Genomic DNA, 15,318 nt, shown 5'->3' on the forward strand with positions numbered 1-15,318 from the left:
CTTCTTGCTCATTGTTTGAAATAACAAACGCTATTTCATTACAATTTTTTCATAGGAATGGCTGTCGTTTCCCCTACCTGTTTCAACGACAGCAATACACCGTTGGAATTAAGCGTAAAATCGAACGATTTACCTGTATTGCCCGGCATTGTGATTTCGCCTTTCTTTTGCCGAGCATCATAAGTGTATGAGCAGGTCAGCGGAGAGGCATTCGGTCCGGTATAGATATCTACAACATCCGAAGCAAGAAATACTACTTTTAAGCCGCTATCGGCATGTGAATAGGAAGCGCCTGAAAGCTCATTGACCGCAACCGTATTAATCGTGTTGGACGTTTGAACGGTCTTTTTTGTTGAAGAACAGCTCATTAAAAACAATGAGGCAATGCTGATAATCATAATTACTTTTTTCATCCCTGTAATTTTTAAATTTCTAGTTTGTATTTTTCTTAATTATCACAATTGTTTGTGATTGTATTCTTAGACAGTTTCCAATTTAAAAAGTTTAATTTTCTTTATAAAAATTTTCATTAATAATGAGAATCAGGAGTAGTAAGTAGTGAGTAGTTATCAGTCAACAATTAGTTACAAGTTATTGTCGCTTCGCGCCATTCTTCATTTTTTATTTTTCTTCATTTTTTCGACGCGGTTGCCCTGGCGAGGATTCAGTCCCCGCCGTCTCTTTATTTCTTTCGCCTTATTTTTTATTGATTTGTAGCCTCCAGATAATTCTTCAATGTATAGGAATACATTTCGAGCATCTTTTCCAAGACAAAGTCGTGGTCGATATAATCGAGGTCTATTTTGGTTATTTGTTTCTCCAGGTATGCATTGAAGTTGTCCGATTGCTCTTTCGTATATTTGCCATTGAATCTGTCTGTTTTGTAGAACAGATTATAAGCAATGTAGTTACAAGGGTATATTTCGTAATTGCTATGTATCTCCTTATCGATGATCTTTGCAGCCAGTTCTGCCTGTATACGTTTGTCGGGTTCGGTAATCTTGTCCAATTCGGGATTGATACATTTACACAGGCGGAACATCACATTTCCTTTTTTGCCCAAAATACCGATCTCCATATTCAACAGGTCGTCACGCTGGCTTTTCTTGAATTCCGGATTATCGCGTTTTTGCTGAAACTCTTTTGCTTTCAGATAATCGCACGGATCATATTCGTAGGAAATTGAAAGCGGGATCAGGTTCATTTCCCTCAAACTTTCAAGGAATGATTTGTTGTCAGGGTACAGAGCCAACATTTTCAATAAACTATCTTGGGTTCTGTCGTCAGAATTTTTAGCCCTACCCTCACGCTGGGCGATCCATACAGATTCTTTCTTTTCGTTGATGGCATAATGAATATATTCCGACATATGCTTCGATGCCAAAAGGCGCTCTTTTACAGATAGTCCCCGCCTTACCAGGAAGCTCTTATTGAGCCTTACCAGCTTGTCTATCCACGGATGGATAAGCAGATTATCGCCGATGGCAATTTCTGTTGTTTCCAAGCCTTGTTCGTGGCGCAAGATATTGAATAATCCTGCATCGAGCACTATATCTCTGTGATTCGACAAAAACAGATGTTCTACCGAACGGTCTATATTTTCCCAATTCTCGCTTTTTATACTGGACGACACTCTCATCCCCATGGCTTTTACCACAGGGTAGATCATTGCAGCCTGAAATTGTTTCTTTGTCTTATATTTCGACATTTCAGCGGAAAATTCATCCCAGTTTATTTCCGGAAGAATATATTTCACTGCATGCTGAAATCCGGGATCAACAAGTATATCCTGAATTGCTTGTTCCACCTCATAATCGTACAAAGGCGCTATATCGTCAAATTTGTCACTCATAGTATATTTTAATTCTCGTTAAACTCGTTTTCAATAATTTCCGCCAAAACTTCAGTTATATTCAATCCGGCAGCAGCTACTTGTTGCGGGATAAAACTGGTCTGTGTCATTCCCGGGGTGGTATTCACTTCCAAGAGGTAAGGAGTATCTTCGCTAATAATAAAATCAGCCCGGATAATACCTTTAGCCCCCACTAAGTCGTATATCACACGGGTAAGCTTTTGTATCCGCATTGTCATATCCTCCGATATGCGCGCAGGAGTAATTTCTTCGACTTGCCCTTCATACTTGGCTTTATAATCAAAAAATTCGTTGGTTGTAACCACTTCCGTCAAAGGAAAGACAACCTCCCTACCCTTTACTTTATAGCAACCACATGTTACTTCCCTTCCGCTTATAAAACTTTCGACAATAACATCCGGAGTCTCTGCGAATGCTGTATCAATAGCCTCTTGCAATTGGCCGATGGTTTTTACCTTCGTAGTAGCAAAACTAGAACCTCCGGTGTTTGGTTTTACAAACATAGGAAATCCCAGCTTATTTGCAATATCGCTAGTGTTATATTTTGTTTCTTTATTAAGATAAACAGATTGGGCTACGTTTATTCCAAAGTTTTTCAAATAGTTATTACACACGAATTTATTCATGGTAAGCGACGAAGCCATCATACCGCAGGTAGAATAAGGGACGCCTAACATATCCAGATATCCCTGCATCCGTCCGTCTTCGCCCGGTGTGCCGTGGATGGTTATGTAAGCAAAATCGAATACCACTTTTTCACCTGTATATGTATCTGTAAAACTGAAATCGTTTTTATCGACAGTATAAATATTCCCGTCCACATCTACCGTCCAGCCTTCTTTTACGACTTTTACTTTGTAAACGTTGTATTTATTTTTATCCAGAAAAGAATATATACCAGCCATACTTTTAGCTGATATTACAATTTCTGAGGTATACCCACCCCATACTATAGCTACATTGCGTTTCATTTTTTATTAGCTGGAGCTATTAGCCCTTAGCTGATAGCTTATTATTTTTTCGAGTTATACTTATTAGTTGTTAGCATTTCATTTACTAATTGGCTAATCTCCAAATTATAAAATTACCTCTCCCTATTCCCTATATATGTACGCCATCTGTCCAAAAGCCGGCTCATATCCTCCGGAAGGGCTGCCTCAAACATCATCTCTTCACCCGTACGGGGATGCACAAAGCCCAATGTCCGGGCATGCAATGCCTGACGCGGGCAGATAGTGAAACAGTTTTGAACAAATTGTTTGTATTTAGCAAAGTTGGTTCCTTTGAGAACCTGATTTCCGCCATACCTTTCATCGTTGAAAAGTGTATGGCCTATATGCTTCATATGTACACGGATCTGATGTGTGCGACCCGTTTCCAAACGGCACCGGACAAGCGTGACATACCCCAATCGTTCTATTACCTGATAGTGTGTAACAGCCGGCTTGCCGTGCTCACCATCGGGAAATACAGTCATCAACATACGGTCTTTGAGATCGCGCCCGATATTCCCCTCTATACGTCCTTCGTCTTCATTGACCAATCCCCAAACCAAAGCTATGTACTGACGCTTGGTCGTTTTATTGAAAAACTGCGCCGAAAGATGAGTCTTGGCAAATGCTGTCTTGGCAACAAGCAGAAGTCCCGAGGTATCTTTATCTATACGGTGAACAATACCCAGACGAGGGTCTTTGGCATCGTATTCGGGCGTATCTTTCAATCTGTAGGCAATGGCGTTGACCAGTGTTCCCTGATAATTGCCAAAGCCGGGATGCACTACCAAGCCGGGCGCTTTGTTTATCACCATCAGGTCGGCATCTTCGTAGACTACGTCGAGCGGTATATCTTCAGGGATTATTTCCAGGTCGCGGCGGGGACGATCCATTACCACAGATATTACATCCAATGGTTTTATTTTATAGTTCGACTTTACAGGATTATCGTTTACAAGGATGCAATTGGCTTCGGCGGCTTGTTGTATGCGGTTGCGCGATACACCTACAATATGCATGGCGAGGTATTTATCCACACGTATTTGCCCTTGTCCTTTATCGGCGACGAACCGATAATGTTCATATAATTCGGAGTTTTGCCCGGTCGCAAAATCATCTTCCGAAAAATCTTCTATTTCGTCAAATGAATCGTCTGTCATTACTCAAAAAAAGATTCTTCTACAGGCTGACCTTCTGTTATACTGTCTTCTTGCGGGGTATCGCCGCCGGCTCCTACAGTCAATACTAATGAGGCTCCTTTGGGGATTTTTTGTCCCGGAACGATATTCTTTCCGCTATAAGAAACCGAGATAACCAATCCTTTGTATGTAGCCGGAACTTCTTCTATTGTGATTCGTGTAAATCCAAGTGAATTTAATTGTGCTTCGGCCTGACGGCGCGAAAAATCTTTCAGTTCGGGAATAGCTACCATCTGTACGCCTCTTGCTTTGACGATGAGGAAAACGGTACGGCCTTTTTTTACATTCGATTCCCCTATGGGTACCTGTTCTATAACCGAACCGGGAACGCCCTCGGCCTGATAGACAGAATCGCTGATTTCGTATCCCAAGTTGGACGAACGGAGAATGTTCATTGCTTCTTCTGCCTGCAATCCCTTTACCGACGGCACTGTGATAGATTCATTATGCTTGGTGTAGAAATTAAGCGCAATCAGTACAACAATGATTAATGCCACCGCTACAGCAGCCATTAACAGGAGGTTCTTCACATAGACGTTAGCCAAAAACCTTGATAAAATATTTTGTTTCTTCATGTACTGTTATACTGAACGAATATTAGTGCAAAAGTATTAAAAAAAATGTTTGTTTCACGTCTTTTGGCTTATATATTCCGTTTTACTATAGCGTATTTAGGGATATATAACAAAAAAGGAAAAATCTAAACTGATTAGTTTATAGGTAAAACAAAAGAAGCTGCCCCAAAAGAACAGCTTCTCTATATTATATAAAAATCTATCTGTTATTCAGATTTTGAGATCGGTATCTGGCGTTTTACTCCCTGACTCAACGAGATCATGGTTTCTGTGGCCACAACACCGGGAATATCCTGTATTTTGTTGTTCAACAAGTCCATCAAATGCTCATTATCTCTTGCATAGAGTTTGATAAGAATAGTATAAGGACCAGTAGTAAAGTGGGACTCCACTATTTCGGGAATTTTGTCCAACTCAGGTATTACGGTCTTGTACATCGAGCCTCTTTCGAGTTTCACTCCTATATATGTACAAGTATTGTATCCCAATACCTTAGGGTTGACGAAATACCCTGAACCTACTATTACATCCATTTCTACCATACGCTGTACACGCTGATGAATAGCGGCACGGGACACTCCACATTCAAGGGCTACATCCTTGAAAGGAATTCTGGCATTCTGGGAAATTATCTCCAAAATCTTCTTATCAAGTTTGTCTATTTTCTGCATAATTGAGCTATTTAATGTTATTATATCTCAAATATAAGACATTTTTCACAATATCTATCTTGTTTACCCGACAAAATGCAAATATTCTCCTAAAATCTGTTTTTTAGACAGTTTTATTTAGGATTAACCTCTAGCAATTCTACGTCGAAGATAAGAGTTGAGAACGGTTTGATATACTGGCCTCTTTCCTGAGCGCCATATGCCTTATCGTAAGGAATATATACTGTCCAAGTAGAACCTGCAGGCATCAACTGAAGCACTTCAGTCCATCCGGGAATTACACCGCCAACATTGAATACAGCCGGATCTTTGCCTTCACTGCTATCGAATACTGTTCCGTCGATAAGTGTACCTTTATAGTTTACTTTTACCATGTCAGTTGCAAGTGGTTTTGCGCCATTTGCTTCTTTTACTATTTTGTACTGTACGCCGCTAGGCAAAGTAACAACACCTTCTTTTGTTTTGTTTTCGGTCAGGAATGCTTCACCGGCTTTGATTTGAGGTTCGTATTGTTTTTTCAATTCTTCCTCTTGTCTTGCCTGAGCTTTCACCTGAGCCTCCTGCATTTTCACCTGGAATTTAGCGGCCGGGTTTTCAATTACAAATTTATCTTTTTTGAAAGCAGCAGCAATAGCAGCCATAAATGCAGAAGAATTTATTTTTTCTTTCGAATCCGGACCATATACTTGTTGTACAATACCCGGGAACATTTGGCTAGAGATAGAGCCACCTACAGAAAGACCTACCATATAAGCTTTCTTCGATTCAGGAGCGTTAACGGCTTCTTGAAGACCTGCCAGGAATTCGTTTGTATTTCTTTCATTTGCTTTAGAAACAGAATCTAATTTATGTTTCAGTTCTTTTTCCAAAGATGTCTTTTTAGTAGCATCGCTTTCAGCTTCTATTTGTCTCAAATAAGAACCTCTGATGGCTGAAGTATCGCTTACCAAACCCATTTGTTGAAGGTGCATAGACAAACCTTGTTCGTAAATGCTGGCTCCAAAAGCATAAGAAATAGTATCTATATCTGTTTTCAAAGAAACGTTTGTAGAAACATTTCCGCCACAAGATGTAAATAAAGCGCCAAGAGCAACAAAGGCTCCAAGGGCAACAACTTGAATTTTTTTCATGTTTTGACTAAAAAATTATATTAAACAATATCTAAAACTTCTACTTCGAATACTAAAGTCGAATTTGGCTCGATAGTCTGTCCTGCTCCCGACTTGCCATAAGCAAGGTTTGAAGGGATAAACAATTTCCATTTCGACCCTACAGGCATAAGCTGTAAAGCTTCTACCCATCCCGGAATCACCTGATTTACACCAAATGTCGCGGGTTGTCCGCGCTCTACCGAGCTATCGAATACTGTTCCATCGATAAGTGTACCATGATAGTGGCATTTCACCTGGTCGCTAGCAGTAGGAATAGCTCCTTCGCCTTTTTTCAATATTTCGTATTGCAAACCGCTAGGCAGAGTCACTACTCCGGGTTTGCTTTTATTGATCGCCAAAAATTCTTCTCCTGCTTTCAGGTTCAAGTCAAGCTTTTCGTCTTGTAATTTACCAAAGTAGTCATTCAATAATTGTTGTGCTTCTTCGTAAGACAGTTCTGCCGGCGCACCGTTTATTGCGTCCTGCATTCCTTTCAGGAAAGACTCGAAATTCACGTTTTTTATGCCTGAGTTCATAAAATTATTACCAATACTTAATCCCAGAGCATAACTTACTTTATCCATATTCAATTCTGTTTTTTTATTAGTCTTGTGAATCAGATCGATAGACAAAAACCATACGTTTATTTAATTTGCCAACAAAAGTAACTCTTTTCACGATACAACAATAAGTTTTACTGTCTAAAAAACTATATTTGTACAAGATACTTACATTTTTTAATAGTTTATGAAACATCTCGTTGTACTAAGCGGAGCAGGAATGAGTGCGGAAAGCGGCATAGCTACTTTCAGAGACTCGGGCGGAATGTGGGAGCAATACCCGATAGAGGATGTGGCGACTCCCGAAGGTTTCAGACGTAACCCCCAGTTGGTTCTCGATTTTTATAATGCCAGGCGCAAAGCGGCATTCGAGGCAAAACCAAACAAGGGACATATTGGATTGGCTGAAATGGAAAAAGATTTTAAAGTTTCTATTATAACACAGAATGTGGATGATCTTCACGAAAGGGCCGGCAGCAGCAATGTATTGCATCTGCACGGCGAACTGAGCAAAGTACGCTCTACTGCCGATCCGTCGTCGATCTATACGCTTACACCCGACAAGCCTGAGATTCATATAGGAGACAAATGCGAAAAGGGTTCACAGCTCAGACCGCATATAGTCTGGTTTGGCGAGGCGGTACCTATGATAGAGAAAGCGATAGAGACAGTAAACACTGCCGACATACTGGTTATTATAGGCACATCGCTAAATGTATATCCGGCAGCAGGACTCCTGAATTATGCCAACCCGGACACCCCTGTCTATCTCATCGATCCGAAAGAGGTCAATGCTCACAGGCAAGGTATTCACTTTATACAAAAAGGTGCATCGGAAGGTGTGGAGGAGCTGAGAAGGTCATTGAAATAACAAAAGGGGCTATCCCAAATGTCGGATAAGCCTCCTTTGCCAATATATCATTTATCTATTCCTTCCAGTCCAAGCAGGAAAACATAGTTGAGAGCAATGTCCTTCAGATAGTCGAACCGTCCGCTGGCTCCTCCGTGACCAAATTCCATATTGGTTTTCAATAAAAGGATATTATCATCGGTTTTCATATCCCTTAGTTTAGCCACCCATTTGGCAGGTTCGAAATACTGCACCTGACTATCGTGAAGCCCTGTCGAAACCAACATATTCGGGTAGGCTTTCTTTTCTACATTTTCGTAAGGGCTATAGCTCTTCATATAGAAATAAGCGTCCTTGTCTTTCGGATTACCCCATTCGTCAAACTCGTTTGTTGTCAACGGAATGCTTTCGTCCAACATGGTATTTACCACATCCACAAACGGAACGCCGGCTATAACGCCATGCCACAGATCGGGTCGCATATTGACTATTGCGCCTACGAGCAAGCCTCCGGCACTGCCGCCCTGAGCATACAAGTGTTCTTTGCCGGTATATTTTTCTTTGACAAGGAACTCGCCGCAATCGATAAAGTCGGTGAATGTATTGATCTTCTTTTGCAGCTTTCCATCTTCATACCACTGACGTCCCATTTCCTGACCGCCCCGTATATGGGCAATCGCAAAAATAAAGCCTCTGTTCAACAAGCTAAGGCGATTGCTGCTGAAACCTGCATCCATACTGGCGCCATAACTTCCATAACCGTACAGAAGCAATGGAGACGAGCCGTCATCTTTTTTCATTCCTTTTTTATACACCAGCGAGATCGGTACCCGTGTACCATCTTTTGCCGTAGCGTAAAGCCTTTCGGTCTGATAATCCTCTTTATTGTAGCCGCCGACTACTTCCTGTTCCTTCTTCAACGTCTTTTCATGCGATACCATGTTGTAATCGAATGTCGAAGACGGAGTAGTCATCGAGGTATAGCCATAACGCACGATATTGGTGTCGTACTCCGGATTGGAAGAAGTATATGCCATATAGGTAGGTTCACCGAAATCGATATAATGTTCGCTTCCGTCTTTCAGCTGACGAATGCGTAATTGCACCAACCCTTCCTTACGTTCTTCGATAACGATGAAGTCTTTAAACTCGTCGATGCTTTCTATCAAAACATCGGCTCGATGCGGAATGTATTCTTTCCAGTTTTCGACTCCGGTCTTATCCAACGGACATTCCATGATCCGGAAATTCTGAGCATCCTTATTTGTAAGGATCAGGAACTTATCTTCCAATGGAGTTATATCATACAATACATCTTTCATACGGGGTTGGAAAGACTTAAATGCAGATGCCGGTTTATCGGCTTCGATAAAGAAGGTTTCGGAAGACATTGTCGCTCGCGACTGAACGAAAATATATTTCTTATTCTTTGTTTTGCCAACGCCAATATAGTTGCTTTTGTCTTTTTCTTCATACACCGTAACATCCGATGCAGGATCTGTACCTAACACATGACGTTTGATCTTTTCGCCAAGTAGCGTAACCGGATTTTTAGAAGTATAAAATATAGTTTTATTATCGCCAGCCCATACCGAACCTCCGCTTGTATTTGGAATGGTTTCTTTATAAATCTCACCTGTTTCCAGATTTTTAAAATAAATCGTATATTGCCTGCGGCTCACTTCATCTACACCATATGCCATCAGTTTATTGTCGTCGCTGAACGACACACCCCCAATATTATAGTAAGAATGTCCTTCAGCCATTTTGTCTACATCGAGAAGTATTTCTTCGGCAGCTTCGAGGCTACCCTTTTTCCGGCAATATTTGTAATATTCCTTACCCTCATCGGTACGTGAGTAATAGAAATACCCATTCCGGAACACAGGCACGCTTTCATCTTTTTCTTTTATCCTGTTTTTCATTTCTGAAAACAGGTTGTTCTGGAATTCGACAGTGTTACCCATGACTGTATCAAGATAGGCATTTTCGGCTTTCAGGTAGTTCACTACTTGCGTACTATCGGGACCTTTACCAAAATAGTCATACATCCAGTAGTAGTTATCGACAACAGTATCTCCGTGGATAATGCGTAGATGCTCTTTTTTCTCAGCTATGGGAGCGGTCGCTTTTTGGAACACGCTCTTATTGTTTGTTGTACACGCCATAAATAAAAATAGACTTAAAATGTAAATTATCGACTTTTTCATAGGCTTTATAATTTTATTCACATCAAATGTAGATAGATCATTTAAATTGTCAAAGTATCCGGAATATAAAAATAAAAATATTGCGATACCAAATACCGGGTTATAAAGTAAATAGTATCCGATCTACCATCTCAGGATAATGCGCTCTCCGAGTGCTTTTGCCAACGCCTTTTTTATATCTTCGAAATCTTTTATCCGGCGCATCAGGTCGATGGCAGCGTCCCAATCGCCGGCCTTTTGCTTTTGCTCCATCTCTTCCTTTATATCTTTTATGCGTTTAGTTATATGGGCGTCTTTCAGTTCTGTCAGTACACGGGGAACATTCTTTAACAGATGTTTTCCTTCTGCCATAGGAGTATCGTCCTGTTTGGCGTTTTCACCGAATTGTTTCGTATGAACCTTACTTAATTGATACCTGTCTCCGAGCAGTTCCGCTGCTATTTTACTTATTTGCTGATCGGGATGTGCCAAAAAGAAACGGCTCGGAATAAAGGTCTCTTCATGGGCATGCGCTATTGCATCCTCTAGCATTTGAGTATAAAGCGGGTGTGAGAACCACATGCCATCCCGTTCCAAATCGAACTTCACATAGTCTATAACCGTCATCGAATCACTGCTTACCTCCTGTCCTTCTTCCAGCAGCGGCTCTTTTCCAAAGCGGACTATGTAGTACAGGATCGCAAGTTCGAATTTATCGATCGCTGTCTTTTTTACAACGGCTTTGGTATTGCTTACAGTGGGTTGCGACAGATCGTTATTTACTGCCGACAATTCCGGTTCTATTTTCGGAACGGGCTGTTTTTCCAGATAGGCAAGACGTTTTTTGTTCACCTCCTGCACCAATATGCGTTCATCTACATCGAGCAGGATACTGCAATCTTTGATGTATACCGCACGTATAATATTGTCGGGTATAACAGATATACTGTTTACGATGTCTGATATCAGCGACGCCCTTTTTATAGGATCATTTCCGGCTTCGTCGAGCAATAGTTTTGTCTTGAAGCGGATGAAATCGACTTCATTGTTTTTGATGTATTTCGACAGCGATTCGGCATTCTGTTTACGGGCGAACGAATCGGGGTCTTCACCATCGGGTAACAGGATGACTTTGATGTTTATACCCTCTTCCAGCAACAAGTCTATCCCTCTCAGTGCGGCTTTTATACCTGCGGCATCGCCGTCGTAGATTACCGTAACATTGTTAGTAAAGCGGTGTATCAGCCTGATTTGTCCATTTGTAAGAGCCGTTCCCGACGAGGCCACAACATTTTCTATCCCGGCCTGATGCATCGAAATAACATCGGTATAACCTTCTACCAGATAACAACAATCAGCTTTGGTTATGGCTTGCTTAGCGAAATATATGCCGTATAGTTCGTTTCCTTTATGATAGATTTCGCTTTCCGGCGAATTTACATACTTACCCGTATTTTCTACTTTCTTCAATACGCGGCCGCCGAAAGCGATGACTTTTCCCGACAGGGTATGTACCGGAAACATGATGCGTCCCCGAAAGCGGTCGATCAGCTGGTTGTTGTGCTCGTTTTTGATAGACAGTCCGGTTTTTGTCAGAAATTCTTCCTTGTAACCTGCCTTTAATGCATTTTGTGAAAAAGCATCCCATTGTTCGAGGCTATAACCGAGTTGGAATTTTTTTATAATATCTTCCCTGAAACCCCTTTCCCTGAAGTAACTCAAACCGACCGATTTCCCTTCGAGATGTTCATGCAATGTATTTACAAAATAATCGCGGGCATAGTCATTGAGAATAAAAAGGCTCTCGCGTTCGTTATGAGCTTTCTTCTGTTCGTCTGTCAGTTCGCGCTCTTGCACTTCGATGCCGTATTTTTTTGCAAGGAATTTTAGTGCGTCGTAGTATGTCAACTGTTCGTGCTTCATAATGAAGTGTACAGCCGTACCTCCTTCGCCACAGGCAAAGCACTTGCAAATGTTTTTGGCGGGAGAGACGTAAAACGATGGTGTTTTGTCGCTATGAAAAGGGCACAATCCCACATAGTTTATTCCTCGCCGCTTGAGGGTGACATATTGGGATACCACATCCACTATTTGTGCGGCATCCATTATTTTATCTATGGTTATCTGATCTATCATGCGATTATGCGTATACGAATTTGAAAATTTGAAAATGTGCCAATTTGAAAATGTGCCAATTACATACGCTGCGCTCCTGTTACCGATGGTTGGCGCGAACTTACTGTTGACTGTTGACTGTAGAGGTTTGTTACTTTTTCTTTCCAAAGAATGACTGTATTTTCTCTACAACCCTGACTACCTGCTTGGTAGACTCGGATATTTCGTAATCTTCTTTTGTGGCAAAGCCTCCTTCTATCAGGAGCTCTATGGCTCGTAGAGCATCTTCTTCCTGTACTTGCAATTTGATGCCTCCTACGGCATAGGTATATGAATAGACCTGGCTTGTATATTCATCTTTGAGGGTACATGAAATACCATTGGCTTCTAAATACGTCATTGCGATAGCCAGATGATTGTAATCTTGCGATGTTTTAACTGTAACTAGTTCCATACAAACTGAATTTATTCTTCGTAAATCATTTTCTTTGTCATACCACCGTCTATTACGATGTTTTGTCCGTTGATGAAATTGTTTTCAGGATCGCAAAGGAAGAAGCAGGCACGTGTAATATCTTTTGGCACACCAACCCTGTTCGAAGGGTGCTGCTTGTGATCTTCCTCTCTTATTTCGTAGTGCCCGGTATCTATCCAACCCGGACTGATACAATTTACCGTAATATTATATTTGCTTAGCGAGATAGCCAGAGCATGTGTTAGCGAAACGATACCACCCTTAGACGCTGCATATGCTTCCGAGTCGGGCTCGCTCATCTGATGGCGGGTCGATGCCATATTGATAATGCGTCCGTATTTGTTCAGGTCTTCGTTTTCGGAACGGAACTTTGCCAGCAACTTGGAGGTGATGAAAACCGACCGCAGATTTATATCCAATACATTTTCGAAATCTTCGACCGAGATGTCGAGAATATCTCCAAACCGGCTGATACCGACATTGTTGATAATGATATCGATATTTCCTTTCTTAACGAAAATGTCCGTGACAACTTTTTCCAAAGCCGCTTTGTCGGCGACATCGATACGATAGAATGTACACCGGTAATCTTGTAGCTCTTTGCATAGCTGTTCTCCTGCGTCTTCGTCTGTATCGCAAAATACGACATCTGCCCCGTGTTGGCAAAAAGTAGTTACAATGGACCTGCCAATACCGTTGGCTCCACCTGTAACAAAAACGATTCTGTCTTGTATGTCTGTTTGCATAATTTCTTATTTATTCTCTATAAAAACTTCTTCAAATAATTCTCTCATTTTCAGTTTGGCTTCGTCCATATCTACGGGATGCCCTAACTCTTGTTGCAGTGAAGTTACGCCTTTATCGATGAAACCGCAAGGATTGATGAGGGAAAAATAAGAAAGATCAGTATTCAGGTTCAGCGCAAAGCCGTGCATAGTTACAAACCGGCTGCTGCGGACGCCGATTGCCGCAATTTTCCGGGTACGCGAAGGTACGGCTGTATCCAGCCACACACCGGCTGCACCCTCCAGCCTTTCGGCGTGAATAGTATATCCTTTTAAAAAACGGATAATAATATCCTCTAAATTATAGATGTACTGCCTGAGCCCGATACCGAACGTTTCGAGGTCGAAGATCGGATAGCCCACCAGTTGCCCGGGACCGTGATAGGTGACATCGCCTCCACGATCGATCTGGAAAAGTGAAACGCCCTTTTCTTTAAGCAGGGCTTCCTGAAAAAGAAGGTTCTCCTCTTTACCATGTTTTCCGATGGTGATAACATGAGGATGTTCGCAGAATAATAGCGTGTTTTTTGCATACGGCCCTTTATCTTTCATATCCAGAGCTTCGGTGAATAGCTTTTGCTGATATTCCCAGGCATGCCCGTATTCTATGTTTTTCAGATCTTCGTATATCATAATTTTAGTAGTTAGTAGTTGGCAGTATGAGAACTTACCGGTTTACTGGCATTTTTTATTTTCAAATTTTCAAATTTCCGAATTTCCGAATTTTCATTTGACTTTTCCCGGATTTTTATTGATATAATCTTTCCAACCGGTAAACTTTTTGCCGGCAGACGGGTTGTTCGTTTGAAAGTAATGGCAAACCGCAGCTGCCAGTCCATCGGTTGCATCCATCTGGGGAAGCATATTCTCGTCCGGTATCTTCAGGAAATGTTGCAACATATAGGCGACCTGCTCTTTAGCCGCGCGTCCGTTTCCGGTAATCGACATCTTTATTTTCAGCGGAGCGTATTCAAAAATGGGAATATCGCGCGACAAAGCAGCCGCCATAGCTACCCCTTGCGCACGTCCCAACTTGAGCATACTTTGCACATTCTTTCCGAAAAAGGGCGCTTCGATAGCCAATTCGTCGGGAAGATATTCATCGATCAGGCTGATGATGCGTTCAAAAATCCGGCGAAGTTTCAGATAGTGATCGTCATATTTGCTTAGTTGCAATATACCCATTGCCAGCAATTCGGGTTTATTGTTGACTACTCGCAATACGCCGTACCCCATCACCTGTGTACCAGGGTCTATGCCAAGTATGATCCTTTCTTTTTCCAGCATTCTATAATTCTATTTCTTCGAGCAGGGTTACAAAACCAAGAGCCTTGTCGCCGAATCGTGAAGCCAGCTCTCCTTGCAAAATTTCTCCTTCGGAGGAAAACCAATGGTTGAGTGTTTCCACATTTTTTACGCTGAACTGAAGTGAGTAACTGCTGCCGCTTTCTTCATGCCGCGCGTGTATGCGGGCAAAACGGGGCTCGTGGAGGAAGCCGCTGCTTGCAGCTCTTACGATATATGTCTCTTTCATGAAATTGATGTAATCGTTGAGCACATCATCTTCTACATGAAAGGTGGTATTGAAAATAATCATTGTAAGTAATTTTATACAAAAATACGAAAAGTTTGGCGGTTTCGGTTATGGAATTTATCATTGTTGCAAGCTTTATCAAGTGTTGTTTGTCACCCTGACGCAGGAGGTATCTTGCATCACCTCAATCAAGAAATGGAAGGTACTTCCTTGAATTTTAAGAAGTTTTTGAATTTGACAGGCAAAAACAAAGCATCGTGAAACAAATATCTCAGTGTTTTAACTATCTTTGCACCCAAATATTTCAAAGAGATAACTTGTCATTCAAACAGAATTAATTCAATTACCT

16 protein-coding genes are annotated in these 15,318 nt (G+C 41.5%); 1 reads left to right on the plus strand and 15 read right to left on the minus strand.

What is annotated here, in order from left to right; all coding sequences use genetic code 11:
* Positions 1-38: 38 nt before the first annotated feature.
* The 8 genes from ACYPZI_RS02075 to ACYPZI_RS02110 all read right to left on the minus strand — a co-directional run bounded on the left by ACYPZI_RS02075 (position 39) and on the right by ACYPZI_RS02110 (position 7,045).
* Entirely contained in the window at positions 39-413 is a 375-nt protein-coding gene (locus ACYPZI_RS02075) for a hypothetical protein (RefSeq protein ID WP_459598109.1), read from the minus strand.
* 290 nt (positions 414-703) lie between these two features.
* The gene (locus tag ACYPZI_RS02080; RefSeq protein ID WP_459598111.1) at positions 704-1,852 is read right to left on the minus strand and encodes a 1-acyl-sn-glycerol-3-phosphate acyltransferase; all 1,149 of its coding nucleotides are present in this window, start codon (positions 1,850-1,852) and stop codon (positions 704-706) included.
* An 8-nt stretch (positions 1,853-1,860) separates the two neighbouring features.
* Positions 1,861-2,844, minus strand: coding sequence for a D-alanine--D-alanine ligase (locus ACYPZI_RS02085; RefSeq protein WP_459598113.1), 984 nt, complete (start codon positions 2,842-2,844; stop codon positions 1,861-1,863).
* 113 nt (positions 2,845-2,957) lie between these two features.
* Positions 2,958-4,025 carry an RluA family pseudouridine synthase gene (locus tag ACYPZI_RS02090; protein WP_459598115.1) on the minus strand — a complete coding sequence of 356 codons (1,068 nt, stop codon included), beginning with the start codon at positions 4,023-4,025 and terminating at the stop codon, positions 2,958-2,960.
* A complete protein-coding gene (locus tag ACYPZI_RS02095) occupies positions 4,025-4,639 on the minus strand; it encodes a PASTA domain-containing protein (RefSeq protein WP_459598117.1) in 615 nt (204 codons plus the stop codon). The genes ACYPZI_RS02090 and ACYPZI_RS02095 overlap by 1 nt, the downstream gene beginning before the upstream one ends.
* Before the next feature lie 206 nt (positions 4,640-4,845).
* Positions 4,846-5,310, minus strand: coding sequence for an Lrp/AsnC family transcriptional regulator (locus ACYPZI_RS02100; protein ID WP_280645131.1), 465 nt, complete (start codon positions 5,308-5,310; stop codon positions 4,846-4,848).
* 113 nt (positions 5,311-5,423) lie between these two features.
* Positions 5,424-6,440, minus strand: coding sequence for an FKBP-type peptidyl-prolyl cis-trans isomerase (locus ACYPZI_RS02105; protein WP_459598119.1), 1,017 nt, complete (start codon positions 6,438-6,440; stop codon positions 5,424-5,426).
* A 20-nt stretch (positions 6,441-6,460) separates the two neighbouring features.
* Positions 6,461-7,045: an FKBP-type peptidyl-prolyl cis-trans isomerase gene (locus ACYPZI_RS02110; RefSeq protein ID WP_459598121.1), complete on the minus strand. Its 585-nt coding sequence runs from the start codon at positions 7,043-7,045 to the stop codon at positions 6,461-6,463.
* A gap of 163 nt (positions 7,046-7,208) precedes the next feature.
* On the opposite strand from ACYPZI_RS02110, the gene ACYPZI_RS02115 reads away from it, so the two are divergent.
* Entirely contained in the window at positions 7,209-7,892 is a 684-nt protein-coding gene (locus ACYPZI_RS02115) for an SIR2 family NAD-dependent protein deacylase (protein ID WP_459598123.1), read from the plus strand.
* Positions 7,893-7,939: 47 nt separating this feature from the next.
* On the opposite strand, the gene ACYPZI_RS02120 is transcribed toward ACYPZI_RS02115, so the two are convergent.
* The 7 genes from ACYPZI_RS02120 to ACYPZI_RS02150 all read right to left on the minus strand — a co-directional run bounded on the left by ACYPZI_RS02120 (position 7,940) and on the right by ACYPZI_RS02150 (position 15,032).
* Positions 7,940-10,039, minus strand: coding sequence for a S9 family peptidase (locus ACYPZI_RS02120; protein ID WP_459598125.1), 2,100 nt, complete (start codon positions 10,037-10,039; stop codon positions 7,940-7,942).
* A gap of 165 nt (positions 10,040-10,204) precedes the next feature.
* The gene (gene dnaG, locus ACYPZI_RS02125; RefSeq protein WP_459598165.1) at positions 10,205-12,196 is read right to left on the minus strand and encodes a DNA primase; all 1,992 of its coding nucleotides are present in this window, start codon (positions 12,194-12,196) and stop codon (positions 10,205-10,207) included.
* A gap of 130 nt (positions 12,197-12,326) precedes the next feature.
* Positions 12,327-12,629, minus strand: a complete 303-nt coding sequence (locus tag ACYPZI_RS02130; RefSeq protein ID WP_459598127.1) for a putative signal transducing protein — start codon at positions 12,627-12,629, stop codon at positions 12,327-12,329.
* Positions 12,630-12,640: 11 nt separating this feature from the next.
* The gene (locus tag ACYPZI_RS02135) at positions 12,641-13,396 is read right to left on the minus strand and encodes an SDR family NAD(P)-dependent oxidoreductase (protein ID WP_459598129.1); all 756 of its coding nucleotides are present in this window, start codon (positions 13,394-13,396) and stop codon (positions 12,641-12,643) included.
* A gap of 6 nt (positions 13,397-13,402) precedes the next feature.
* Positions 13,403-14,068: a lipoyl(octanoyl) transferase LipB gene (lipB, locus tag ACYPZI_RS02140; protein WP_459598130.1), complete on the minus strand. Its 666-nt coding sequence runs from the start codon at positions 14,066-14,068 to the stop codon at positions 13,403-13,405.
* A gap of 93 nt (positions 14,069-14,161) precedes the next feature.
* Positions 14,162-14,719 (minus strand): crossover junction endodeoxyribonuclease RuvC, encoded by a 558-nt coding sequence (ruvC, locus tag ACYPZI_RS02145; RefSeq protein WP_459598167.1) that lies wholly within the window; start codon positions 14,717-14,719, stop codon positions 14,162-14,164.
* Between the two features lie 4 nt (positions 14,720-14,723).
* On the minus strand, positions 14,724-15,032 hold the full coding sequence (locus tag ACYPZI_RS02150; RefSeq protein ID WP_459598132.1) for a DUF4286 family protein: 309 nt from the start codon (positions 15,030-15,032) through the stop codon (positions 14,724-14,726).
* Positions 15,033-15,318: the final 286 nt, after the last annotated feature.

The organism is Dysgonomonas reticulitermitis (assembly GCF_054601275.1).